At 43.4% G+C, this 23,702-nt stretch carries 17 protein-coding genes and 1 pseudogene; 7 read left to right on the top strand and 11 right to left on the bottom strand.

Annotation, left to right across the window (positions count from 1 at the left end; all coding sequences use genetic code 11):
* The 5 genes and pseudogenes from RO21_RS13305 to metF all read right to left on the bottom strand — a co-directional run.
* Positions 1-203: pseudogene (locus RO21_RS13305) on the bottom strand (hypothetical protein); the annotation flags it as partial.
* A gap of 60 nt (positions 204-263) precedes the next feature.
* Complete coding sequence (locus RO21_RS01210; RefSeq protein WP_047975981.1) at positions 264-1,229, bottom strand: SEL1-like repeat protein; 966 nt, start codon at positions 1,227-1,229, stop codon at positions 264-266.
* Between the two features lie 86 nt (positions 1,230-1,315).
* Positions 1,316-3,325, bottom strand: a complete 2,010-nt coding sequence (locus RO21_RS13300; RefSeq protein ID WP_047975978.1) for a phospholipase D-like domain-containing protein — start codon at positions 3,323-3,325, stop codon at positions 1,316-1,318.
* Entirely contained in the window at positions 3,318-3,992 is a 675-nt protein-coding gene (locus tag RO21_RS12050; RefSeq protein ID WP_053067692.1) for a PAAR domain-containing protein, read from the bottom strand. Before RO21_RS12050 ends, RO21_RS13300 begins: the two co-directional genes overlap by 8 nt.
* 271 nt (positions 3,993-4,263) lie before the next feature.
* A complete protein-coding gene (gene metF, locus RO21_RS01195) occupies positions 4,264-5,142 on the bottom strand; it encodes a methylenetetrahydrofolate reductase (protein WP_047975977.1) in 879 nt (292 codons plus the stop codon).
* 354 nt (positions 5,143-5,496) lie between these two features.
* Between metF and metH the strand changes: the two genes are divergently transcribed.
* The 4 genes from metH to rhuM all read left to right on the top strand — a co-directional run bounded on the left by metH (position 5,497) and on the right by rhuM (position 11,377).
* A complete protein-coding gene (gene metH, locus RO21_RS01190; RefSeq protein ID WP_047975979.1) occupies positions 5,497-9,183 on the top strand; it encodes a methionine synthase in 3,687 nt (1,228 codons plus the stop codon).
* Positions 9,184-9,315: 132 nt separating this feature from the next.
* A complete protein-coding gene (locus RO21_RS01185; RefSeq protein WP_047975976.1) occupies positions 9,316-10,392 on the top strand; it encodes a DUF262 domain-containing protein in 1,077 nt (358 codons plus the stop codon).
* Between the two features lies 1 nt (position 10,393).
* Positions 10,394-10,945, top strand: coding sequence for a hypothetical protein (locus RO21_RS01180; protein ID WP_047975975.1), 552 nt, complete (start codon positions 10,394-10,396; stop codon positions 10,943-10,945).
* 312 nt (positions 10,946-11,257) lie between these two features.
* On the top strand, positions 11,258-11,377 hold the full coding sequence (gene rhuM / locus RO21_RS13295; protein WP_241482346.1) for a RhuM family protein: 120 nt from the start codon (positions 11,258-11,260) through the stop codon (positions 11,375-11,377).
* 182 nt (positions 11,378-11,559) lie between these two features.
* Here the strand turns inward: rhuM and RO21_RS01175 are convergent, their stop codons facing one another.
* The 4 genes from RO21_RS01175 to RO21_RS01160 all read right to left on the bottom strand — a co-directional run bounded on the left by RO21_RS01175 (position 11,560) and on the right by RO21_RS01160 (position 16,242).
* Entirely contained in the window at positions 11,560-12,294 is a 735-nt protein-coding gene (locus tag RO21_RS01175) for an ABC transporter ATP-binding protein (RefSeq protein WP_047975974.1), read from the bottom strand.
* Entirely contained in the window at positions 12,287-13,288 is a 1,002-nt protein-coding gene (locus RO21_RS01170) for a FecCD family ABC transporter permease (protein WP_420911982.1), read from the bottom strand. Before RO21_RS01170 ends, RO21_RS01175 begins: the two co-directional genes overlap by 8 nt.
* A 212-nt stretch (positions 13,289-13,500) precedes the next feature.
* Positions 13,501-14,286, bottom strand: coding sequence for a substrate-binding domain-containing protein (locus tag RO21_RS01165; RefSeq protein ID WP_047975972.1), 786 nt, complete (start codon positions 14,284-14,286; stop codon positions 13,501-13,503).
* Between the two features lie 66 nt (positions 14,287-14,352).
* Positions 14,353-16,242 carry a TonB-dependent receptor plug domain-containing protein gene (locus tag RO21_RS01160; protein ID WP_047975971.1) on the bottom strand — a complete coding sequence of 630 codons (1,890 nt, stop codon included), beginning with the start codon at positions 16,240-16,242 and terminating at the stop codon, positions 14,353-14,355.
* 255 nt (positions 16,243-16,497) lie between these two features.
* Between RO21_RS01160 and icd the strand changes: the two genes are divergently transcribed.
* The 3 genes from icd to RO21_RS01145 all read left to right on the top strand — a co-directional run bounded on the left by icd (position 16,498) and on the right by RO21_RS01145 (position 22,006).
* Positions 16,498-17,748, top strand: coding sequence for an NADP-dependent isocitrate dehydrogenase (gene icd / locus RO21_RS01155; protein ID WP_047975970.1), 1,251 nt, complete (start codon positions 16,498-16,500; stop codon positions 17,746-17,748).
* A gap of 263 nt (positions 17,749-18,011) precedes the next feature.
* Positions 18,012-20,615 (top strand): bifunctional aconitate hydratase 2/2-methylisocitrate dehydratase, encoded by a 2,604-nt coding sequence (gene acnB, locus RO21_RS01150; RefSeq protein WP_047975969.1) that lies wholly within the window; start codon positions 18,012-18,014, stop codon positions 20,613-20,615.
* 107 nt (positions 20,616-20,722) lie between these two features.
* Complete coding sequence (locus tag RO21_RS01145; RefSeq protein ID WP_047975968.1) at positions 20,723-22,006, top strand: citrate synthase; 1,284 nt, start codon at positions 20,723-20,725, stop codon at positions 22,004-22,006.
* Positions 22,007-22,051: 45 nt separating this feature from the next.
* Here RO21_RS01145 and RO21_RS01140 read toward each other — a convergent pair whose 3' ends face one another.
* Positions 22,052-22,822: a Nif3-like dinuclear metal center hexameric protein gene (locus RO21_RS01140; protein ID WP_047975967.1), complete on the bottom strand. Its 771-nt coding sequence runs from the start codon at positions 22,820-22,822 to the stop codon at positions 22,052-22,054.
* 75 nt (positions 22,823-22,897) lie between these two features.
* A complete protein-coding gene (gene greA / locus RO21_RS01135) occupies positions 22,898-23,374 on the bottom strand; it encodes a transcription elongation factor GreA (RefSeq protein WP_047975966.1) in 477 nt (158 codons plus the stop codon).
* Positions 23,375-23,702 lie beyond the last annotated feature (328 nt).

Here is a 23,702-nt window from a genome sequence, read left to right as displayed (position 1 = left end):
TTATGGAGGTCGTGATAGAGTGCGTAGAGATAAAGTTGCTGGGTCTCGGGTGAGAGAGGAGGGCGATCTTCGTGTCGGCACTCAAAGGTTAAGTTTTGGTATTGTGCGGTTGGATTAGGCATTTTGGTACTTTTTTGTGCCTGTGAAGGAGTGCAAGCGGTCAGAAAAGTGAAGATAGCGACAAAAGTGAAAGATATTTTCATAAGTTGCTCCGAAGTCAGCCCGACATTGTGGAAGTCGGGCAGGTTTATTGTTATCGGTGGTTATTTTTTAATGGGTAGTCCCGTTTGCCAATCTAACCCTGCTTTTTGAGCGAGTTTTTGGATTAATTCATCGGCGGGTTTTGTGGGGAGGCTGCCTTCATACCAACGTTGAAAGGCAATTTTACCGTCCCAAGCGGGTAATTTAGCGGGAGGGAGTGGGACGATATCGTCTAAATCGGGGACTTTGGGTTGGAGAAATTCATAGTCAGAGAGAAAATTGTAAATAATATGGTAACGTTTTGAACGCTCTAAATCGGATGTTACCCCAATATACTCTTTATTTTTTTTTGCATCTGGAAGAAATCCGCTCCAGAGACTAAATGCCGATGGGATATTGCCATTTTTAGCTCCTTGATGGAACATTTTTACAGCATCTGAATATTTTTGCTCTGCTTGAAATCTAATACCTAGCCATTTAGCAGCATCACCATTTCCTTGTGCGGCAGAGCAAGCTAATAGCTGCTCCCTTAATGCTTTTCTAACTGGGTAAGATGATTTATCTTGAATGTTAATTAACATTTCACCTAATTCATATTGCGCCTCACGGCTCCCCATATCGGCAGCTTTTCTGAGGTAGGCAAATTGACCGCCGGGTTTAGTGCTGACACCGTAGCGGCTGTCTAGATGATAGTAGAGTTTGTACATAGCGGTAGCGGGTAGCTGTTTTTCTAGCTCTTTATTGAGAAGATAGACTTCGGTTTGTGGTTTTTTAACGGCGACCCGCCCGGTTTCAATTAGCCATTGTAAGCGAAGATTAGCTTTATAATCGCCGTTATATGCGGCGATCCGATATAGAGTAGCCATTTTTTGCCATATTTCATCGCCTTTTTTACCGTTCCACATATTATGGAGGTCGTGATAGAGTGCGTAGAGATAAAGTTGCTGGGTCTCGGGTGAGAGAGGAGGGCGAATTTCGTGTCGGCACTCAAAGGTTAAGTCTTGGTATTGTGCGGTTGGATTGGACATTTTAGACTCCGTGTTTGCATAGTTTGGGCTACAGCCGATAAATAGGTTGCTGGCAGCAATTAAGAGATAAAATCTTTTCTTCATAGTTAGTCCGCCTTGGATATTGTAGTGGTTAAACGTAGAAATTCATATAAAGCATGTAAGGGCAACCTCTGGCTATTTTTAGCATCTCTATTTTTATCCATCATAATCCCCCATTTATCAAATACTTCTTTTATTTCTTTAATGTCTATATTTTTAGGATTAGCTTTATAATCATCTCCCGTATGCAATCCCCATAGAGCTTGGCGTAATTGGCTGGAAGTGGCTTTGCATTCGGTAATTACGCCCAATTCGGTATCGACTTGCATACTACGGGTATTCAAATTAGCAGAGCCAAGGAAGGTAAAGACATCATCCATAATGGTAACTTTGGAGTGGATATAGACCTCTTGCCAATCCCCTTGGGCAACTAATGTACAGATATGGGCTTTAATCCCCACCGTGTCGGCAATGTCTTTTTTCAGTTGCTTAATTTGTTCATAATCTTGTTGGAGCGCTTCCCGTTTTTTCTGTTCCAGTTCTGCCATTTTTGTTTTGATATTTTCGTATTCTTTAGAATTAGACAGGGTTTTACGCTCTAGTTTTTCCAGTTGGCTTTCATAGGTTTCCATTTCTTTTTGGAATTGATCGTATTTACGATAGGTTTGTTTTGCTTCCTCAGCTTGGGTTTGATCTAGATGAGTGGCAACGCCGGGCATCACATCTTGTCGCCCAAGCAATTTCAGCATTTCATTTGTGTTGTAAGTGCCATCGCCCAACCCTAAATCACTAGAATTAGTAATGGCAAACCAATAAATGGGCTGTGCAATGTCCCGATTGTTTTCTTTGAGTGTTTCCCAGTGAGTTTTGTATCGGCGGACAAGTTCCGGCCATCGGAAGTATTGATTTTCCGTATAAATAAATTGGGTAACTTTGGTGATATTTTGTAGATACATCCGGCGAATATCTTCTTCTTGAGGATTATCATAAGTACGGAGTACCTGTGCCATTAGTAATTTGCCATATTCTTTGCGAGGGGGAAATGCTTCTCTTGCCATTGGGCGTTTGGGAGCAAGTTTTTCATCATAGGCACGTTGGGCTTGCCTGTCCCATAAATCGGGTAGATTGATTGTGGTTGCTGATCGATCCCAAGATTGGCAAAAGTTATGATTGATATCCCACAGGATTTTGCCAGTAACTAAACTGGAGATATCTTGTAACGGGATTGGGACATTCCGCCCGATATTTGCAGGTTGGGTTAAAATTTGCCCTTTATCATTCCGTTCGACAAGATGATTGTTATTATCCCAATAGTTATCTAGCATATTGTGTTCTAAGATAAAGCCCACGGCTTTTTCAGGGATTTCGTAATCAATTAAGACGCTCTTTTGATGATGTGTAGGTGTCGCCCACAGCACAAATTGATTCCAAAAAGGCAAATTACTTTCTTTGGGGTAGGCATTGGTGGTTTTTTCAACGTTACGTTTTTTAAATTGCAAGTTTAAACGAGCAGGGGAACGACTAAATAGATAAAGTTGTTGAAACTGATAGGGCAGCTTTTTTCGATAATCTAATTTTGCTAGATAAGATTGCTCTTGGATATTGATCTCACCTTTAATGGCTTGATACCACCAGTAGTCATATTCTCTTTGTTCCGAAGTAACACCGTCTTCGCCTTTTTTTTGCCACCGATAAAGCTCCGGCATATTTCCTAGATTGGCTTCTTTGAATGTTTGTAGATTAAACCACATACTCCATACTAAGACTTTGACTTGAACGCCTTTTTGCGCTTTTTGGATCAATAAATCACCAATACAAATGCTGTTTCCGTCTCGTTTAAAAAACATTGACGGCTGGAATCCCCAAATAGCAATATCAATAGATTTCTCTGCCTTAGATAACTGTTCATAAAGCGTTCCAAAAGCCTCTTCTCCGTTAATTAAATATCGGATAGTTGATTCAACAGGCTGCCGATAAGGCTCGTCTGAAATAGTATTATCTTTATAATAAAACCAATCTTGCGAAGCCTGCCCTTCGCAAGTTAGTTTGGAGATAGTAATAACCGGGCTAGTCATTTTCACTATCCTTGAGTAGCTGCCGGTATGCATCTGCCTTTTCTAAGGCTTCTGGTTGAGTTGGTAGATAGGGGTAGCCTTGGGCGTTTTCTTGGGGGGCTATGCTATCTACTAATTTAATTTGGTAGGATTGACCGTTGCCTAATAAAATTTCGCCTTGGCTGTCTGAATCTTTTATTTCAAAATAGAGTGCGCCTTCATTGTCTATAATGCCTTGACCAATTTCTTTGCCTTCAATAAAGACCCGATAAGGCATACCAATATAGCTGCTTTGTTTAGAATGTGCAGATTGGAAAAGGCTTAATTTAATTTCCTTGGTGTGTTCCGCCTCACTTTTACCGTGAATTGTCTTAGTGAGATCATTGACTGTTATGGTTGGAAAGCCATTCATAATAATTCCGCCACAACTGGTTTTATCGCCTTCACGAGCTAAAGATTTGCCGCCAATAGAAACAGATTTTGCGCCTTGTATAATGACGCCGGTATGACCGGGGCATTCGACCTTATCGCCGACACAAGCTGCGGGTTTACCACCAAAACTCACGGAAGATTGACCGCCAACAACTGTGCCTACCGAACCGTCAGGGTGAATGACGGAAGCACCTATATGTGCAGGTTGTTTGCCTTTTGGTTCAATGATCCAATGTGTTACTTTTTTCGATGTCATTTTAATTTCTCCTGAGTTAAGTTATGCTTTTTAAACAATATTAGGTATAAATATAAACTGTTTTAATCATAATCCAAAGGGATTACTTAGAAAGTGTGAACTGTTTCACAAAATAATGGCTGAAATTTTGTACACGCTTCTGACTGATTAACATCAATAGTGAGACAAGCGGTAGGATATTGAGAAAAATTTACAAATCAAATAAGGATACTTTAGTATCCTTATTTGACAATTAAATGAAAATTGCTTTCCCCAAAGGGGAAATATTTAATTACGGACGAACACCCAGCGTGTGGCAAATAGCGTAGGTCAGCTCGGAGCGGTTGAGGGTGTAGAAGTGGAAATCTTTCACGCCTTCTTTTGACAAGACTTTAACCATATCAATCGCAATGCTGGCGGCAACAAGGTTGCGGATGGTTTGGTCTTCTTCTAAGCCTTGATACATTTTCGGCATCCAACTTGGGATTTTCACATTGGTGATTTTCGCCATTTTTTCAAGCTGTTTGAAGTTAGAAACCGGCAAAATACCCGGTACGATTTCCACATCAATGCCAACAGTAGCACAGCGATCACGGAAACGCAGATAGCTGTCAATATCAAAGAAAAATTGGGTAATAGCACGGTTTGCACCCGCATCAACCTTTTGTTTCAAATAGAGCAGATCCGATTGAGCAGATTTGGCTTCGGGGTGAACTTCGGGGTAGGCGGCTACGGAAATATCGAAATCGGCAACCTCTTTTAATAAGGCGACCAAATCGGAAGCGTAGAAGGGCTTTTTGGTATAGCCCGGCGGTTCGTCTCCTCTTAGTGCGACAATATGACGAATGCCGCTGTCCCAGTAATCTTGGGCGATTTGGCGTAGCTCATCCGGTGTAGCGTCAATGCCGGTTAAGTGCGGCGCAGAGATAATACCCGTTTGTTGTTGAATGGTTTTCACGATGGAGTGGGTGCGATCCCGCTCGCCTGAATTTGCCCCGTAGGTAACAGAGACAAACTTCGGTTTTAGCACTTTTAGACGGTGGATAGACTCCCAGAGCAGATTTTCCATCTTTTCATTTTTCGGAGGAAAAAACTCAAAAGAGACATTGATATTGCCGTTTAAATCGGCAACGCTTTGATTTAATAGGTCAATTTCTTTTGCATAACTCATAGGCTATCCTTTTTCTGTGTTGGGCATTTTATGCCCTTATTTGTATAATGTTTAGTTTGCACACTAGACGGTCTTTAGCCGTTTAGATGGCTAAACTTTATCGACAAGGTTAGCGAATGTCAATTTGATTATTTTCATTTTTGTATGAATAAAATTCATAATCCGCTAAAAATAGGGGGAACAAGCGGTCGGTTTTCGGCAAATTTTTGCCCTAAGAGCTGCAATTTATAGCTTGGTGTCGCGGTAGTATTGAGTGGTTTTAGGCAAAAAAGCCGGCTTGTAAAGATAACATTTGACAGCGTGAGAGCATCTTCCTACTATGCGGTTTCCACAAAGAGAAAATGAGAAATGATTATGCCAAGCAACGCAACTTCCGCCTTAAAACACGCCCTCGCCCAACGCATTTTAATTTTAGATGGTGCAATGGGGACGATGATCCAAAAATATAAGCTGACCGAAGCCGATTTCCGAGGCGAGCGTTTTGCCGATAGTCCGATTGATTTGCGTGGCAATAATGATTTACTGACCCTTACCCAGCCTTTATTGATTTCCGCCATTCACGAAAAATACCTTGAGGCAGGCGCAGATATTATTGAAACCAATACTTTCAGTGCGACTACCATTGCCCAAGCCGATTACGATCTGCAAGCGGTCGCTTATGAGCTGAATGTTGCCGGCGCAAAATTAGCACGTATAGCGGCGGATAAATATGCCACGCCGGACAAACCACGCTTTGTTGCCGGTGTGTTAGGCCCGACTAACCGCACCGCCTCAATTTCACCCGATGTGAACGACCCCGGTTTTCGTAACATTACCTTTATGCAGCTTGTTGAAGCCTACGCCGAGGCAGCACGAGGGCTGATCGAAGGTGGGGCAGATCTGTTGTTGATCGAAACGATTTTTGACACTCTGAATGCGAAAGCGGCTGCCTTTGCCATTGACACCGTGTTTGAAGAACTGGGCGTAGAATTACCGATTATGATTTCCGGCACGATCACCGATGCATCGGGGCGTACCTTGTCAGGGCAGACAACAGAAGCGTTTTATAACTCACTCCGCCACGTTAAGCCGATCAGTTTTGGCTTGAACTGTGCGCTTGGCCCGAAAGAGTTGCGTCAATATATGGAGCAACTGTCGAAAATTTGCGAATGTTATGTGTCGGCACACCCGAATGCCGGCTTGCCGAATGCCTTCGGCGGTTACGATTTGGGTGCGGCTGAAATGGCGGCACAGCTCAAAGAGTGGGCGCAAAACGGCTTTCTCAATATTGTCGGCGGCTGTTGCGGCACGACACCTGAGCATATCAAAGCCTTTGCAGAGGCAATGGCGGGGGTAAAACCTCGTCCACTTCCTAGCATTAAAACCGCAATGCGTTTGTCGGGTTTAGAGCCGCTGACGATTGATGATGAGAGCCTCTTTGTGAACGTTGGTGAGCGGAACAATGTTACCGGTTCGGCAAAATTCAAACGCTTGATTAAAGAAGAAAAATTTGCAGAAGCGATTGAAATTGCGATCGATCAAGTGGAAAACGGGGCGCAGGTGATTGACGTCAATATGGACGAGGCATTGCTCGACAGCCAAAAATGTATGACCCGTTTTCTCAACATTATGGCGACCGAACCGGAAGCGGCAAAAGTGCCGGTTATGATCGACTCGTCAAAATGGGAAGTGATTGAAGCAGGCTTGCAGTCCATTCAAGGCAAAGGGATTGTGAACTCCATCTCGCTCAAAGAGGGAGAGGAAAAATTTATCCGACAAGCCAAATTAGTCCGCCGTTACGGTGCGGCTGTGGTGGTGATGGCGTTTGATGAAGTCGGGCAGGCGGATACGGAAGAACGTAAGGTCGAAATTTGTACCCGTGCTTATCGGATCTTGGTTGATCAAGTCGGTTTTCCGCCGGAAGATATTATTTTCGACCCGAATATTTTTGCGATTGGTACGGGGATTGAGGAACACAATAACTACGGAGTGGATTTCATCAATGCAACGGGGCGGATTAAGCAAACCTTGCCTCACGCCAAGATTTCCGGCGGTGTGTCGAACGTATCGTTCTCGTTTCGGGGCAATAATCCAATGCGGGAAGCTATTCACGCCGTGTTCCTCTATCACGCCATTAAGCAGGGAATGGATATGGGGATTGTCAATGCCGGGCAGTTAGCGATTTATGACGATCTCGATCCGGAATTGCGTGAAGTGGTGGAAGATGCGGTGTTAAACCGCCGTAGTGATGCGACCGAACGTTTGTTGGATATTGCAGAAAAATACCGTAATCAGACCGCTTGCAACGAGGATAACAGCGTGGCGGAATGGCGGACGTGGGCGGTAGAAGAACGCTTAAAACACGCTTTGGTGAAAGGGATCACCAATTTTATTATTGAAGATACCGAAGAAGCCCGCCAGCAGTTCAGCTCACCGCTGGAGGTGATTGAAGGGCCGCTAATGGCTGGAATGGACGTGGTGGGCGATCTGTTCGGGGACGGCAAAATGTTCCTGCCGCAAGTGGTGAAATCCGCTCGGGTAATGAAACAGTCGGTTGCCTATTTAGAGCCGTTTATCAATGCCACCAAACAAAAAGGCTCAAGCAGCGGCAAAGTGGTGATTGCGACCGTGAAAGGCGATGTGCACGACATCGGTAAAAATATTGTGAGTGTGGTGCTGCAATGTAACAATTTTGAGGTGATTGACCTTGGCGTGATGGTACCGGCGGATAAAATTATCGACACAGCGATCAGGGAAAAAGCGGATATTATCGGCTTGAGCGGCTTAATCACCCCGTCCCTTGATGAAATGGAGTATTTTTTAGGCGAAATGAACCGTCTCAACCTCAATATTCCGGTGATTATCGGCGGGGCGACGACTTCCAAAGAGCATACGGCGATTAAACTTTACCCGAAATATCAACACGAAGTGATTTACACCACCAACGCCTCCCGTGCTGTAACCGTGTGTGCTGCCTTAATGAACCCCGATACCAAAGCGGAATTGTGGGCGAGAACGAAAAAAGAGTACGAGCAAATTCAACAGGCGTTTGCCAATAAAAAAGCCCCTCGCAAGCAGTTACCGATTGAGGCGGCACGGGCAAACCGTTTTGACGGATTCAGTGGCGAATGGGCGGATTATCAAGTCCCTGTGCCAAATCAAACCGGCATTATCGAATATAAAAATGTGCCTATTGCCACGCTGCGAAAATTTATCGACTGGTCGCCGTTTTTCCGCTTATGGGGCTTGATGGGCGGCTACCCTGATGCTTTTGATTACCCTGAAGGCGGAGAAGAAGCCCGCAAAGTCTATAATGATGCGCAAAAAGTGTTGGACGAACTCGAACAAAACCGCAAACTCAACCCAAGCGGCGTAATGGGGATTTTCCCTGCTAACAGCGTGGGTGATGATATTGAAATCTACCAAAATGCTGACCGCACTTTAGTCGTAGGCAAAGCCTACCATTTACGTCAGCAGGGCGAACGGGGCAAAAATAGCAAAAGCCCGTACAACCTGTGTTTGTGTGATTTCATCGCCAGCCGTGAGAGCGGAAAACAGGATTGGTTCGGAATGTTTGCCGTCTGTGCAGGGATTGAGGAACACGATTTAGTCGAAGGCTACAAAGCCGCAGGGGACGATTACAACGCTATCCTACTGCAAGCGGTCGGCGACCGCCTCGCCGAAGCAATGGCGGAATATCTGCATTTTGAACTGCGTACAAAAGTGTGGGGTTATAGCAAAGAAACCTTTGAAAACACCCGCTTGATCCGAGAAGAATATGTCGGCATCCGCCCCGCCCCAGGCTATCCAAGCTGCCCCGAACACACCGAAAAACAGATCATCTGGGATTTACTCGAAGTCGAACAACGCATCGGAATGAAACTCACCGAAAGCTACGCAATGTGGCCCGCGGCATCTGTTTGCGGCTGGTATTTCACCCACCCTGCTTCTAATTACTTCACATTGGGAAGAATTGATGAAGATCAGGCGAAGGATTATGCGAAAAGGAAAGGCTGGGGAGAGAAAGAGGTGGAGAAGTGGTTGGGGGTGGTGATGAAATAAAAACTAAATTCCATTTCCGTATATTCAGTAGTATTTCTAAAACTTCTTTGATTATATTTAAAAAAATAGATATGATGTTATAATGGCCCTAGCTCAAAATCTAAGTTTTCATTTTAACTTAAGAGGTAACATATGCAAAAAAAATTTACTGCCAAAATTGTACAAATTAGTGATATTGCTGAATGGTATTCAAAAGGAGAAATTAATTATTCTCCAAAATACCAAAGAAACAGCGTTTGGAACGATAATGCCAAATCTTACTTAATTGATACAATAATAAGGGGGATGCCTATCCCACCTATTTTTTTGCATCAACGAGTTGATATTTCTACTAGAAAAAATAATAGAGAAGTTATAGATGGGCAACAAAGACTAAGAGCAATTATTGATTTTGTACAAAATGAATCATTTTATATAATGAAAAAACACAACCCAGAAGTTGGTGATATGTATTTTAGTCAACTTAATGATGATTTTAAAAGAGAAATTTTACAATATGAAATTATTGCTCAAGTTATAAATGAAGAAAATGATTCTGTTATTTATGATATGTTTTCTAGATTAAATTCAAACAATGTAGTGCTAAATAAACAAGAGATCAGGAATTCTAAGTATTGGGGAGATTTTAAAGTTATTGTTTATCAATTACTTTCAAAATATAGATCTTTTTTTATTGATAATAAGATTATTACTGAAAAAGAAGCTTCTAGAATGAAAGATGCTGAGTTAATTAATTCACTTTTAATTTTATTAATCAAAGGTATAGTATCTGAAACCCCTAACTATATTGATGGAATATATGAGGAGTTTAATCTTGAATTTAGAGAATCTTCTATTTTTATAGAAAAATTTGAGGTTGTAATGGAAGAGATTTTCGATATTTTCTCATTATTTACTAGAAGTAATATATTTAGCAATAAAAATTATTTTTATAGTTTATTCTGTATTTTAGCAATAAAAAATAATTTCATATGTGATTTGCCAATAAATATTTCTGAATTGACATCTTTTATTAAAAAAAACAATTTAAAGAATCAGTTAGAAAATTTTATTTCTAATATTGAAAATGCATTATCCAAAGAATCTACAATGACTCAAGAGGAAAAAGCTATTTATCAAGAGCTTAATGAACTACATAGAAAACATACAACTGATAAAAACAAGAGACAAGAACGAATCCTAAAATTATCTAAACTTTTAGGTAAATAATATGAATATTGATACATTCGAATCATATATAAATGAGCAAAATGAATGGGCCCAAGAAAAAGATTGTTATGATATAGCAATCTTTAGGTGTTGGATTAAATTTGAAAAATTTCTTATATATAAATTTGTTGAATATTCTACTAAACCTTTTGGCTCAGAAGATATAAGAAGATTAAAATTTGATGATGAATCACATTTTAAGGCTTTCTTAAAAGGAGAACGATCATATATAGAGTACATGTCTAAAATAGAAAAATTATCCCAGCATATATTCAAAAATAATAAAAATCCTTTTGAGATTTTAATTTCCGACCAAAATTACTCAAATGTTTTCAAGGATTTGGTAGCAATCCGAAATTATATTGCTCATGAAAGTGAAGAGGCTGAAAGGAAATACATTAATAGGATATTTAGCTCTAATCCAAAAAGAATGATACCAGTTAATGACTATCTAAAATCTTGGAAAGATCGAAAAAAAGCAGAAAGCTGTTACTCATTCTATGTTAGAGGCATCAAAGAAATGTCTAAGTTGATTGAACTCCCTATTTTCTGAAGATTAAAACGATGGCTTTTAATAATTTGTAAAATGTTGAGCAAATTTGATTACTTGTAAACTATTCCTGAATTTTTCTATTCGACAATCTCCTCGCAAGTGGTTACATTTATTCGAAATAGTACCGCTGAATTTCTTATTTTCACCAATCAAACTGGCGTTCAAAGCATTGAAGTACAGTATGAAAATGATGAAATTTGGTTTACTAGGAAAGGTATTGCTGAACTTTTTGAATGTTCAAGAGATAAGGTGTCGCTACACTTAAAGAATATCTTTAAATCATGAGAACTTGGCTCGTTTTCAGTTACCGAGATTTTCTCGGTAACTGCCACCGGCGGCAAGAACTACAATACTAAACATTACAATCTTAATGAGGTGATTTTTGTTGGGTATCAAGTCAATTCTATGCGAGCAACGCAATTTCATCAATGAGCTAGTATTATTATGTATTAGATCGTGAGCGTATGGAAAACGGCACTTTCTTAGGCGAAGATTATTTTGACCGTTTGTTGAAAAATTATTCTAAGTATTAAGAAAATCAACAACATGCATACACCTCATATTATCATCATATCAACTTCCAATTCCCCTAAAAAAACCAGAAGTTGGAATCATCATTCCAACTTCTCTACACAAAACATTCCTTTTCGCACTACATCAAATTCGGCACGCACACCAAAAGCTTTTGCAAGATTTTCAGCATTTAGCACCGCTTGCGTTTCGCCATAGGCTAACACTTTGCCTTTATCAAGCAAAATCACTTCATCGCAAAATTTATAGGCAAGGGATAAATGATGGATTGCTACCACGCACGTTTGTTTGGGGGTGAGGGATTTAAGCTGTTCCATTATGTCGATTTGATAATAAGGATCGAGCGGGGCGATCGGCTCATCGGCAAGCAGTAATGGTGCCTCTTTAATGCAGCAACGCGCCAGTTGCACACGGGCTTTTTCACCGCCTGACAGTTGCTGAAAGGGCTTATCTAATAAGGCAGAAACAGAAAATCGGTCTGAAATCGACCGCACTTTTTCCTGCTCTTTAGCAGAGGAAAGTGGATAAGGTAAGCCTAAAGCAATCACGTCATAGGCGGAGAGATCCCATTGAATGGCGGTAGTTTGGGCTAAATACGCCAACTGTTCGCTTTTTTGGCGGGCGGTCATTTCGGTTAATTTGCAACCATTTAGCCAAATTTGACCGCTTGCAAGCGGTAAGATGCCGGCAATACTTTTCAATAGGGTGGATTTGCCTGCACCGTTTGCCCCCATTATGCCGACTAATTTGCCCTGTGGGATATGGCAGCTTACATTGGCTAAGCCGTAGGGCTGGCTAACATTTTCAACCTTAATCACGGGCAAGCCTACGTTGTTGTGTGAATAAAATCCAAATCAGCACGGGCGCGCCAATAATCGCAGTAAGCGTCCCAATGTAGATATGTGAGAATAGGGGGAGATATTGCACGCTAAGATCGGCAATGAGCAGTAATAAAGCCCCGATTAACGCACTGCTCACATAAAGTTGGGACGGACGTTTTTTGAGTAACATTCGGGCAAAATGGGGAGCAATTAAGCCGATAAAGCCGATCGTCCCCGTTTGTGGAATGGTTGCGCCAACCAGCAGTGCCACGCCAAGTGCGGTGATAAAAAAGCTACGCTTCGGGTCGATACCCATTGTGGCAGCCGTTTCTTCGCCGAGTGTGAGTAAATCAAGATAGCGGCGTTGCCGATAAAGGCATAAGCAGCCGAGCATAATAATCGGGAGCGACAAGAGCAAGGTATCCATTTTTACCCAAACCAACGAGCCTTGTAGCCAGCGATAGAGTTCTGCCAATGCCCACGGGCTTTCTGCATTGGAAAGTAGTAGGGCGATTGCCGAGCCTAATAGCATATTGACTGCTATGCCGCTTAAAATCATCACCGTTGTGCCTTGCTTATGGGCAATCAGATAGACGAATGCAAAGCTGATTAATGCCCCCAGTACACCGCCGAGAAGCAATAAGCCAGCAGGAATGGAAAAGTAGTAGAGCAGAAAGACGCTGACGGTGGTTGCACCGTTAGCACTACCGAGTAAACCGGGAGTGGCGAGGGGATTTTGGAAAACGCCCTGCATTGCATTGCCGGCTAATGCCAGACTTGCTCCGGTAATCACTGCTAATAATAAGCGGGGCAGGCGAATATCCCATAGCACGAGCGGGCGGAAATCGCTGATGATACCTTCGGCATTGCGTAGGACGGCGAAGTTATCAAGTTGGTGATTGGCTGCCAATATAACAATTAAAAGCAGACATAAGAGTAAAATGCTGTTTAATTTATTGGAGTGAAATATTGTTCTATAAGATTTCATCATTATTTTTTATTTGTATCTAAAATATATTCTGTTGTCTGTTATATATTCTTCTAATAGTTAGTAGGTTTAAAAATAATTGTAAAGAAAGTTAATTTAACACTAGTTTACGATAGAAATTCGCTGCATATCAATGCCAAATCTATGTTGATTTTTATCTTTCAATTTCTAATTTATATGTTAATTGCGAAGCCTCGCTATAAAGGCAAGTTGTTTTACTTCATCTGCCGATAAAGCCTTTCCGCCCCTTGCCAAATACCGTGATCAAAGCAATAGATGTATTTCATCGGTAGGGTGGCAAGCGGTCGGTTAGCGAAGATTTTTTGTAATGCCGAATGGGTGAGCAATGCGGATTGAGCGTTGTAGGTCTGTTTATCCGTTAATGAAATCAGCCAGTTCGGTTGGCTGAGTAAAATCTTCTCAAGGGAGAGATCTTGCACAGGGAGATCGCTATTGAGCGGCGTTAATCCAAGTAAATTTAACAGGGTGCGGTAGGGCGGTTGGTTGGTGTCCGCCACACCGGTTTCTGAGATAACGAGCGTATCGGTAAGCGGTGAGTTAAGGGCAAAATCTTGCAATGTTAGCTGTGAAATCAGCCGTTCGGCGTGCGCCGTATTATCGGTCAGTTCGCCGAGTTGGCGTATCAAAGCAAACAGTTGTTCCGGAGTTTGGGGGCTGTCGTTAATCGGGATAATCTTCACGCCCAATCGGGTTAAATCGGCGGTTAGTTGCGGGTAGAATTGCGTATTGAGCAGAATGGTTTTATCCAAATAGGGCAGTAGTGCGGTGAGCTGTGCTTCAAGAGCAGGCTTATCCGTGTTCACTTTATCCAACATCATCAGTGGTTTTTTTGAATAAGCGGACATCGCTGCAATTTGTTCAGAACGGGCAATTTCAATCAGCAGGCGGTCGCTACACAGGGTGAGAGAAACAAATTGCTCCGCCCGCCCATCGGTAACGGATAACAACAGAAGGGGCAGAAGATAAAGATATTTCATCATTTGCTTTGCGCTAAGACGTTTTCAAAAAGAGGGACGCTGTGCGTCCCGGAGAACAAAACAGGCAAATTAGAAGCTGCCTTTTAGCCCGACGTAAATATTACGCCCGTCTTGACCGTAGTCAAGGTGGTTTTCATATTGTTTGTCGAACAGGTTATTGAGGTTCGCATACACGTTGAGGCTAGGCACGAGCTGATAGTTCACACCAACGTTCACCAAGGTATAAGACGGCATTTTGGTGCGGTGCGGGTAGGTATCAATGCGTTTACCGACATAAGACAGGCTGACGTTTGAACCGAGTTTATCGGTGATTTGGTAGCTTAACCCTGCGTTTGCCGTGTGTTTTGGCCGCATAGGTAACGCCATTTTTTGACTATTGTGTGCGTTAGTGTAAGTGTAGTTGGCAAATCCGCTTAAGGTTTGGCTGAATTTACCCGTATAAGCAATTTCCACCCCTTTGATTTGGGTTGTGCCGTCAAGGTTAATGGATTGCGTATAGGTTGAATTGGCACTGATGAACTGTTTCACATTACGGGCAAAATAGGTCAAATCTAAGCTGTGGGCTTTGTCGCTGCTTTCCAGCAATACACCGAGATCACCGCCAAGGCTTTTTGCCGGTTTGAGTGTCGGATTGGCTTGGTATGTGCCGAAATAGCCGAAATAGTCGGTAATGGTCGGATTTTGAATGGCTGTGCCTAAACTTGCGTGTGCTTTGAGATGAGGCGAGACACGATAAGCACCGGCAATTCGACCTGTCCACGCATTTTGATAGCGATCGTTATCGGTAAAGCGTCCGCTAATCGCCAAACTATGATCCGCTTGGCTAAATAGGCGGTATTCTGCCGCAATACTTTTCTCAATCAGCTTTTTCTCTGCGCCGTTATAATTGCTTGAAAGGTAATCGGCTTTTTGATATTCACCCAACAAACTGACCGCTTGTGTGATATCGCCCTCACGATCGAAGTGAATATCTAATTGATAATTAGCATTGAGTTTTTTAGCATCATAGGCGGAATGTCCGACCGAGGTTGTGTCGCTGTCCGTTTTAAGATGGCTTACGCTGACTTTCTGTTTGACAATATCGTCGTCACCCCCCACATAACCGCTTAATTTAAACAAGGTTTCTCGGATACGGCTGTTGTCGTCAAAACGTGTTTCGTGGTTGATGCTGTTATCAAAAGCGAAGGTTTGAGAGGCGTGGTTCGTCAAAAGTTCAACGCCTTTTTTGCCGTCATCAAAGCCAATTTTCAATGAGGCATTATCTTTATGGAAGCGATCTTTTTCGACTGCACCACCCGTTTGGAAATGCGTGCCGGTAACGGATTGATAGTGGAAATGAGAGGTACTTTTTGCGGAAATGCCGCGGGTGCGGTGGCTGTCGCCGTGTAAAGCGTAGTAAAAACCGTTTTGATGCCCTGAAAGCGTTGCCGAAGCATCTCGGGTGCGGTGCGATCCCGTGCCTAAATCGACATCGAGATTGAAGCCTTTATCTTGGTATAAGCCGCTTTTGGTGGTGATATAAATCACGCCGCCCATTGCATCGGATCCCCAAAGGGCAGATTGCTCGCCTCGCAGCACTTCAATGCGATCAATATTGCTTAACGGCAACCCGCCAAAGTTAAATCCCATATTATCGACCGGCGACATTTTCACCCCGTCAATTACCACCGCAACCTGATTCGTATTTGCACCCCGTAAATAGAGGTTGGTTAATGTGCCTCGTCCGCCGTAGGCGATAAATGCAGCGCCCGGCACGGTTTTTAATACATCACTGACGTAGGTCGCATTGCGGGCAGTGAACTCTTTTTCGGTTAAAACCGTAACCGATGAAGCGGTTTTATCCTGATTGACCGGTGCGGCATAGGCGGAATAGACATTGATTGGCTCAAGTGCCGTTTGAGCAGCCGCAAGATGAGGTAAGCTCAGCAGCAGGGCAGTAGTGATAAGATTTTTATACATATTGTGTTTCCATATTAAAAGAATGCGAGGCGATATTATACACGAAATGTTACGCCGTTTTTGGTAAAAAATCCCAGGGAATTGACCGCTTGTTTTGCCGAGATTTCAACAATTTTGTTAAGTAATTCACAATTTTGTAAATTATTTGTGATGCTATGCCGAAAAAATGATTATACTTGGGTGAATGGTTAGGCAACGGTGCATAACGCAGTTTCGGCACTTGCCAGTGGTTTAACAATTATTGAGGAAACGACAATGCAACACAAAGTAACTCCCCCAACGGACGGTCAAGCAATTACCTTAAATCAAGACGGCTCGTTAAATGTCCCGAACCGTCCGATTGTCCCTTTTATTGAGGGGGACGGCATCGGTGTCGATGTTACGCCGGCAATGCGGGTTGTGATTGATGCGGCGGTGGAAAAAGCCTATGGTGGCTCCCGCAAAATTGAGTGGTTGGAAATTTATGCCGGCGAAAAGGCCAATCAAGTTTATGGCGAAAATACGTGGCTGCCGGACGAAACCCTTGAACTGATTAAAACCTACCATATTGCGATTAAAGGGCCGCTGATGACACCGGTCGGCGGTGGGATTCGCTCGTTAAATGTGGCAATGCGTCAAGGGTTGGATCTATATAACTGCCTACGCCCGATTCGCTACTACGAGGGGACACCAAGTCCGGTGAAACACCCTGAATTAGTCGATATGGTAATTTTCCGTGAAAATTCCGAAGATATTTACGCCGGCGTAGAGTGGGCAGCCGGTTCGCAAGAGGCAGACAAAGTGATCGCCTTTTTACAAAATGAAATGGGCGTGAAAAAAATCCGTTTCCCACAAGAGTGCGGCATAGGGATTAAGCCGGTGTCTAAGCAAGGTACACAACGCTTGGTGCGTGCGGCATTGCAATATGTAATCGATAACGATCGATCATCGCTTACGCTCGTGCATAAAGGCAATATTATGAAATTTACCGAAGGGGCTTTCAAAGAGTGGGGCTACCAAGTGGCGAAAGAATTTGGGGCAGAGCCAATTGATAACGGACCTTGGCATAGATTAAAAAATCCGAAGACCGGTCGTGAGATTGTGATTAAAGACAGCATTGCCGATGCGTTTTTACAAGAAATTTTATTGCACCCAACGGATTATGATGTGATTGCAACCCTTAACTTGAACGGAGACTATATCTCCGATGCCTTAGCGGCTCAAGTGGGCGGTATCGGGATTTCGCCGGGGGCGAATATCGGCTTTGAAGCCGCTATTTTTGAAGCGACTCACGGTACAGCACCGAAAATTGCAGGGCAGAATAAAGCCAATCCGGGATCGATTATTCTCAGCGGCGAAATGATGCTCCGGCATTTAGGTTGGGTGGAAGCGGCGGATTTAGTTGTGAAAGCCGTTTCTCAGACCATTGCGAATAAGACGGTAACATTTGATTTTGCGGAAACATTAGAGGGTGCAACCCTCCGTTCTACCGCTGAATTTGCACAAGATATTGTTGCAAATATGTAAAATTTTACATTTTTCTTAAATGAAGCCGTCTGTCATTGAAAGGTGATAGGCGGTTTTTTATTTAAAAATTGTCCTTGTTTAAAACGAAAGGTGGTGTGATTTTAGCTTTATATCGGGCTTGGCAAGTCATTTTAATGAATTTTGTGAAGTTGTTATCAAAATGTAAAAATTATTGTGTAAATGGCTTGTTATTTTAGCCCCCTTTGCTATGATTGCCCTATCTTTCATTTTACCCATTTATTTTTGAAGTGGAGATCTGAATTATGTCATTCTTAACCGAATATCAAGCACACGTTGATGAACGTGCCAAACAAGGTGTTGTTCCGTTACCGCTTAATGCGGAGCAAACAGCGCAATTGATAGAATTGTTAAAAGCGCCCTTGGAAAATGACGGTGCATTTTTGTTGGAGTTATTCTGCCATCGCATTCCGGCAGGGGTGGACGAAGCGGCGTATGTAAAAGCCTCGTTTCTATCCGCTTTAATCAATGGTGATGCAACTTCACCGCTGATTTCCGCCCAAGATGCCGTTAAACTGCTCGGCACAATGCAAGGCGGCTATAATATTGAACCACTGCTCAACGCATTGGATAATCCTGAACTTGCTCCCCTCGCCGTTGAATCCCTTTCTACGACCCTGCTGATGTTTGATAACTTCCACGATGTTGCCGATAAAGCCAAAAAAGGTAACCCGTTTGCACAGCAAATTTTGCACTCTTGGGCAAATGCGGAGTGGTTTTTATCCCGCCCAAAACTCGCCGAAAAAATCACTTTAACGGTGTTTAAAGTAACGGGGGAAACCAATACCGATGATCTCTCTCCGGCACAAGATGCGTGGTCTCGCCCTGACATTCCGTTGCACGCTTTAGCAATGTTAAAAAATGAGCGGGACGGTATTATTCCCGATCAAGCAGGCGTGATTGGGCCGATGAAACAGATTGCCGAGTTGAAACAAAAAGGCTTCCCGTTGGTGTATGTCGGTGATGTGGTCGGCACAGGTTCTTCCCGTAAATCGGCAACGAACTCTGTGCTGTGGTTGATGGGCGATGATATTCCGTATATCCCGAATAAACGTGCCGGCGGCGTGGTGTTAGGCGGTAAGATCGCCCCGATTTTTTTCAATACAATGGAAGATGCAGGATCGTTACCGATTGAAGTCGATGTCAGCCGCTTGAATATGGGCGATGTGATCGACCTTTATCCTTACGCAGGTAAAATTTGCAAGCATAATAGCGAAGAAGTGATTGCCGAATTTAGTTTAAAAACTGACGTATTGCTTGATGAAGTGCGGGCAGGCGGTCGGATTCCATTGATTATCGGACGAGGCTTAACCCACAAAGCCCGCCTTGAACTTGGTTTGCCGGAAAGCGATGTGTTCGTCAAACCGCAAACCTCTGCGCAAAACAGCAAGGGCTATACTCTCGCTCAGAAAATGGTCGGTAGAGCTTGCGGGGTAGAGGGCATTCGTGCCGGACAGTATTGCGAACCAAGAATGACCAGTGTCGGCTCACAAGATACCACCGGCCCAATGACCCGTGATGAATTAAAAGATCTCGCTTGCTTGGGCTTTTCAGCGGATTTGGTGATGCAATCATTCTGCCATACGGCAGCCTATCCGAAGCCGGTAGATGTGGTTACCCACCATACATTGCCTGATTTTATTATGAACCGTGGCGGTGTGTCCCTTCGTCCTGGTGATGGCGTTATCCACTCTTGGCTCAACCGAATGTTGTTACCAGACACCGTTGGTACGGGCGGCGACTCGCATACTCGCTTCCCTATCGGGATTTCTTTCCCTGCCGGTTCAGGTTTGGTCGCCTTTGCGGCAGCAACGGGGGTAATGCCGTTAGATATGCCGGAGTCAGTGTTGGTTCGCTTTAAAGGTGAAATGCAACCGGGTATTACGTTGCGGGATCTAGTGCACGCTATTCCGTACTATGCCATTCAACAAGGCTTACTCACCGTTGAAAAAGCGGGCAAGAAAAATATTTTCTCCGGTCGCATTTTAGAAATTGAAGGGCTAGAGCATCTGAAAGTCGAGCAGGCATTTGAACTTTCCGATGCGTCGGCGGAACGCTCGGCAGCCGCTTGTACGATTAAGTTAGACAAAGAACCGATTATTGAATACCTCAATTCCAATATTGTTCTGTTGAAATGGATGATTGCCGAAGGCTACGGCGATGTACGCACTCTTGAACGTCGGATTCGTGCAATGGAAGCGTGGTTGGAAAACCCAACGTTATTGGAAGCAGATGAAGATGCGGAATACGCCGCCGTGATTGAGATCGATCTCAATGAAATTAAAGAACCGATTTTATGTGTGCCGAATGATCCGGACGATGCCCGCACCTTGTCCGCAGTGCAAGGCAACAAGATTGATGAAGTGTTTATCGGTTCTTGTATGACGAATATCGGGCATTTCCGTGCCGCAGGGAAATTGCTCAATCAGTATCAAGGAATGATCCCGACACGCTTGTGGATTGTACCGCCAACACGAATGGACGCCGCACTATTAACCGAAGAAGGTTATTACAGCATTTACGGTAAGAGCGGAGCAAGAATTGAAATTCCGGGCTGCTCACTCTGTATGGGCAATCAAGCCCGCGTGGCGGACGGTGCAACGGTGATCTCCACCTCTACCCGTAATTTCCCGAACCGAATGGGTAAAGGTGCGTTTGTGTATCTTGCCTCGGCAGAGCTATCGGCAGTGTGTGCGTTGCTGGGACGTATTCCAACCCCAGAAGAGTATCTGCACTATGTCGAGCATTTAGCTGATGACAAAGACGATACCTACCGTTATATGAATTTTGACCAAATTAATCAATATATGAAAAAAGCAGAAGGGCTGATTTTCCAAACTGCTGCTTAATCCGACAAGCGGTCGGATTGCAGGGAAAACAAGCAAACCGACCGCTTGTTTTCGTTTTAGATGATAAAAATGCTCGTAACGAGAACAATACCTAACAGGAGGATTCTATGCCAAAACTACATCCAACATTAACCGCAGAATTGCGTTTAAGTGATGGTCGTCAATTTGCCTTACCGGTTTATCAAAGTAATTTGGGCTATGATGCAATCGGCGTGGAAGCATTACAAAAACAACAACTGTTCACCTATGATCAAGGTTTAACCTCAACCGCATTATGCGAATCCAGCATTACCTATATTGACGGCGATGAAGGTATTTTGTTGCACCGTGGCTACCCGATTGATGAGTTAGCAATGCACAAAAGCTATCTTGAAGTCGCCTATTTACTGTTGGAAGGCGAGTTGCCAAATGACGAACAATTGACGGCGTTCCAAAAAGAAATTTCATCTCACTATATGGTTAATGAACAATTTACCCGCCTGTTCCAAGGTTTCCGTCGAGATTCTCACCCAATGGCGGTAATGTGTGCGGCGAGTAGTGCGTTAGCCGCTTTCTATAATGATGAATTAAAAATTGATTGTAAGGATTCCCGTTATAAAACGGCGATTCGGTTGTTAGCAAAAATGCCGACCTTGGCGGCAATGTGTTATAAATACAGCATCGGTCGTCCGTTTATGTACCCGCAATATAACTTATCTTATGCAGGCAATTTCTTGTATATGATGTTTGCAACCCCTTGTGAGCCTTATGTGGTCAATCCGGTCATAGAACGTGCAATGGATCGTATTTTTACCCTACACGCCGATCACGAACAAAATGCGTCAACTTCAGCGGTACGTGGCGTTGCCTCTTCCGGCCCGAATCCGTTTGCGTGTATCGCAGCGGGAATTGCTTCACTCTGGGGGCCGGCACACGGTGGCGCAAACGAAGCCTGTATTAAAATGTTACAGGAAATCGGTTCGGTCGATCGGATTCCGGAGTTTGTTGCCCGTGCGAAAGATAAGAACGATCCGTTCCGCTTAATGGGTTTTGGGCATCGTGTCTATAAAAATTACGATCCGAGAGCAAAAGTAATGCGTGAAACCTGCCACGAAGTCTTAAAAGAGCTAGGCGTTAGCACGCCGTTGCTTGAAGTGGCGATGGAATTAGAACGTATTGCATTGAGCGATCCGTATTTTATTGAGCGTAAACTCTACCCGAATGTCGATTTCTATTCCGGCATTATTTTACAGGCTATCGGTATTCCGACTTCAATGTTCACCGTGATTTTTGCGTTGGCGAGAACGGTCGGCTGGATTGCCAACTGGAAAGAGATGAACGAAGAGAGCCTCAAAATCGTTCGCCCAAGACAAATTTACACCGGGCATACAGAACGTCATATTGAATCCTAAGCAAAAAGGTCTAGCCATTTGGCTAGACCTTTTACTTTGGTTCGATTAAGCGGGATTATCAATATCAATAAATTCCACGTCCAGTTGATAGTGTTCGGCTAACCATTCACCTAGTGCTTTCACGCCGTCTCGTTCAGTCGCGTGATGCCCACAGGCAAAATAATAAATGCCTTGTTCCCTTGCGGAATGCGTGGTTTGTTCGGAAATTTCGCCACTGATAAATGCATCGCAACCTTTTTGGTAGGCTAAGTCAATATAACCTTGTCCGCCACCGCTACAAATCCCCACTTTTTTGATGCGTTTTTGTGGAAATTCCGCTGTAAATTCGTGGCAAACCGTTGGCTTGCGCTTGAGTGCACGTTCCAAACGTTCGGCAAGTTCCGTTGCCGAAATCGGTTGCTCAAATTCCGCTACTGCCGGAATAGAGTGGACTTTATCTTCCAATCCTTGCAAGTTGATCGCCCCAATCTGTTTGGCAAGTTGGGCGTTATTGCCTAATTCTGTGTGAATATCAAGGGGCAGGTGGTAGGCAAATAAATTGATATCGTTAGCCAATAGCTGCTTAATCCGCTTTCCTTTCATTCCCCGAATGCACGGGTTTTCACTTTTCCAAAAATAGCCGTGATGCACCAAAACGGCATCGGCTTGTTTTGCTATCGCTTGCTCAATAAGCGGGAGAGTTGCCGTTACGCCGGTAATGATTTTACGGATTTGCCGTTTACCTTCGACTTGCAAACCGTTCGGGGCATAATCTGCAATCATTTTACTGTTGAGTTTTTCATCGAGTATCTGTTCAAGTTCAAAATTAGTCAGCATTTCTGCTCCTTTTATAGGGTGAAACAAGCGGTCGGTTCAGCGAATTTTCTTGCAAAACAAAGCTGATCATTGCCGTTAGATGTAATTTACCTCAATAATATCAAACTCAATATTACCGCCTGGTGTTTTGATATTCACGGTGTCGTCCACTTCTTTGCCGACTAAACCACGGGCAATCGGTGAATTGACGGAAATAAGCCCCTCTTTGATATTGGCTTCGTCATCGCCCACAATCCGATAGGTTACTTCATCTTCGGTGTTAGTGTTGAGCAACGTTACGGTCGCACCAAAAATCACCTTACCTTGATTAGGCATTTTGGTTACATCAATAATTTGGGCATTGCTTAATTTACCCTCGATTTCTTGGATACGCCCTTCGCAAAAGCCTTGCTGCTCACGGGCTGCGTGGTACTCGGCGTTCTCTTTTAAATCACCATGTTCACGGGCTTCGGCAATCGCTTTAATAATTTCAGGACGGCGCACATTTTTGAGATGCTCTAACTCTTCACGCAATAAGGCTTCGCCACGAACAGTCATTGGAATTTGTTGCATTATTACTCCTTCTTTGATGCAAAAAGAAACCAAAACCGCATCGGTTTTGGCAATCTAGTCTGTCATATCGTTAAATAAATAGCGGTATTATTCATTGTCTTTCATAAAATATCAACCTTCATTATGAATTTACAGTGTAATGGTTATGGCTTTCTAATAAGAAAACCTCGCTAAATACGAGGTTTTGCAATATTGGGGAGAAATCAGACCGCGTGTACAGGTAACATTAGGATTGGGGCTGTACTAGATAACTAGGGAAATCTAATTTCAGGTTAGAATAATCCCTATGAGAAGAAGTCGTTTAAGTCAGTACAAGCAAAACAAACTG

It is taken from the genome of Muribacter muris (genome assembly GCF_001038205.1).
Lineage (GTDB): Bacteria > Pseudomonadota > Gammaproteobacteria > Enterobacterales > Pasteurellaceae > Muribacter > Muribacter muris.
This window is presented reverse-complemented; position numbering and strand designations above follow the sequence as displayed.

Coding starts and splice junctions, on each gene's coding strand:
- RO21_RS01210 (WP_047975981.1), bottom strand. CDS start 1,229: ATGTCCAATCCAACCGCACAATACCAAGACTTAACCTTTGAGTGCCGA.
- RO21_RS13300 (WP_047975978.1), bottom strand. CDS start 3,325: ATGACTAGCCCGGTTATTACTATCTCCAAACTAACTTGCGAAGGGCAG.
- RO21_RS12050 (WP_053067692.1), bottom strand. CDS start 3,992: ATGACATCGAAAAAAGTAACACATTGGATCATTGAACCAAAAGGCAAA.
- metF (WP_047975977.1), bottom strand. CDS start 5,142: ATGAGTTATGCAAAAGAAATTGACCTATTAAATCAAAGCGTTGCCGAT.
- metH (WP_047975979.1), top strand. CDS start 5,497: ATGCCAAGCAACGCAACTTCCGCCTTAAAACACGCCCTCGCCCAACGC.
- RO21_RS01185 (WP_047975976.1), top strand. CDS start 9,316: ATGCAAAAAAAATTTACTGCCAAAATTGTACAAATTAGTGATATTGCT.
- RO21_RS01180 (WP_047975975.1), top strand. CDS start 10,394: ATGAATATTGATACATTCGAATCATATATAAATGAGCAAAATGAATGG.
- RO21_RS01170 (WP_420911982.1), bottom strand. CDS start 13,288: ATGATGAAATCTTATAGAACAATATTTCACTCCAATAAATTAAACAGC.
- RO21_RS01165 (WP_047975972.1), bottom strand. CDS start 14,286: ATGATGAAATATCTTTATCTTCTGCCCCTTCTGTTGTTATCCGTTACC.
- RO21_RS01160 (WP_047975971.1), bottom strand. CDS start 16,242: ATGTATAAAAATCTTATCACTACTGCCCTGCTGCTGAGCTTACCTCAT.
- icd (WP_047975970.1), top strand. CDS start 16,498: ATGCAACACAAAGTAACTCCCCCAACGGACGGTCAAGCAATTACCTTA.
- acnB (WP_047975969.1), top strand. CDS start 18,012: ATGTCATTCTTAACCGAATATCAAGCACACGTTGATGAACGTGCCAAA.
- RO21_RS01145 (WP_047975968.1), top strand. CDS start 20,723: ATGCCAAAACTACATCCAACATTAACCGCAGAATTGCGTTTAAGTGAT.
- RO21_RS01140 (WP_047975967.1), bottom strand. CDS start 22,822: ATGCTGACTAATTTTGAACTTGAACAGATACTCGATGAAAAACTCAAC.
- greA (WP_047975966.1), bottom strand. CDS start 23,374: ATGCAACAAATTCCAATGACTGTTCGTGGCGAAGCCTTATTGCGTGAA.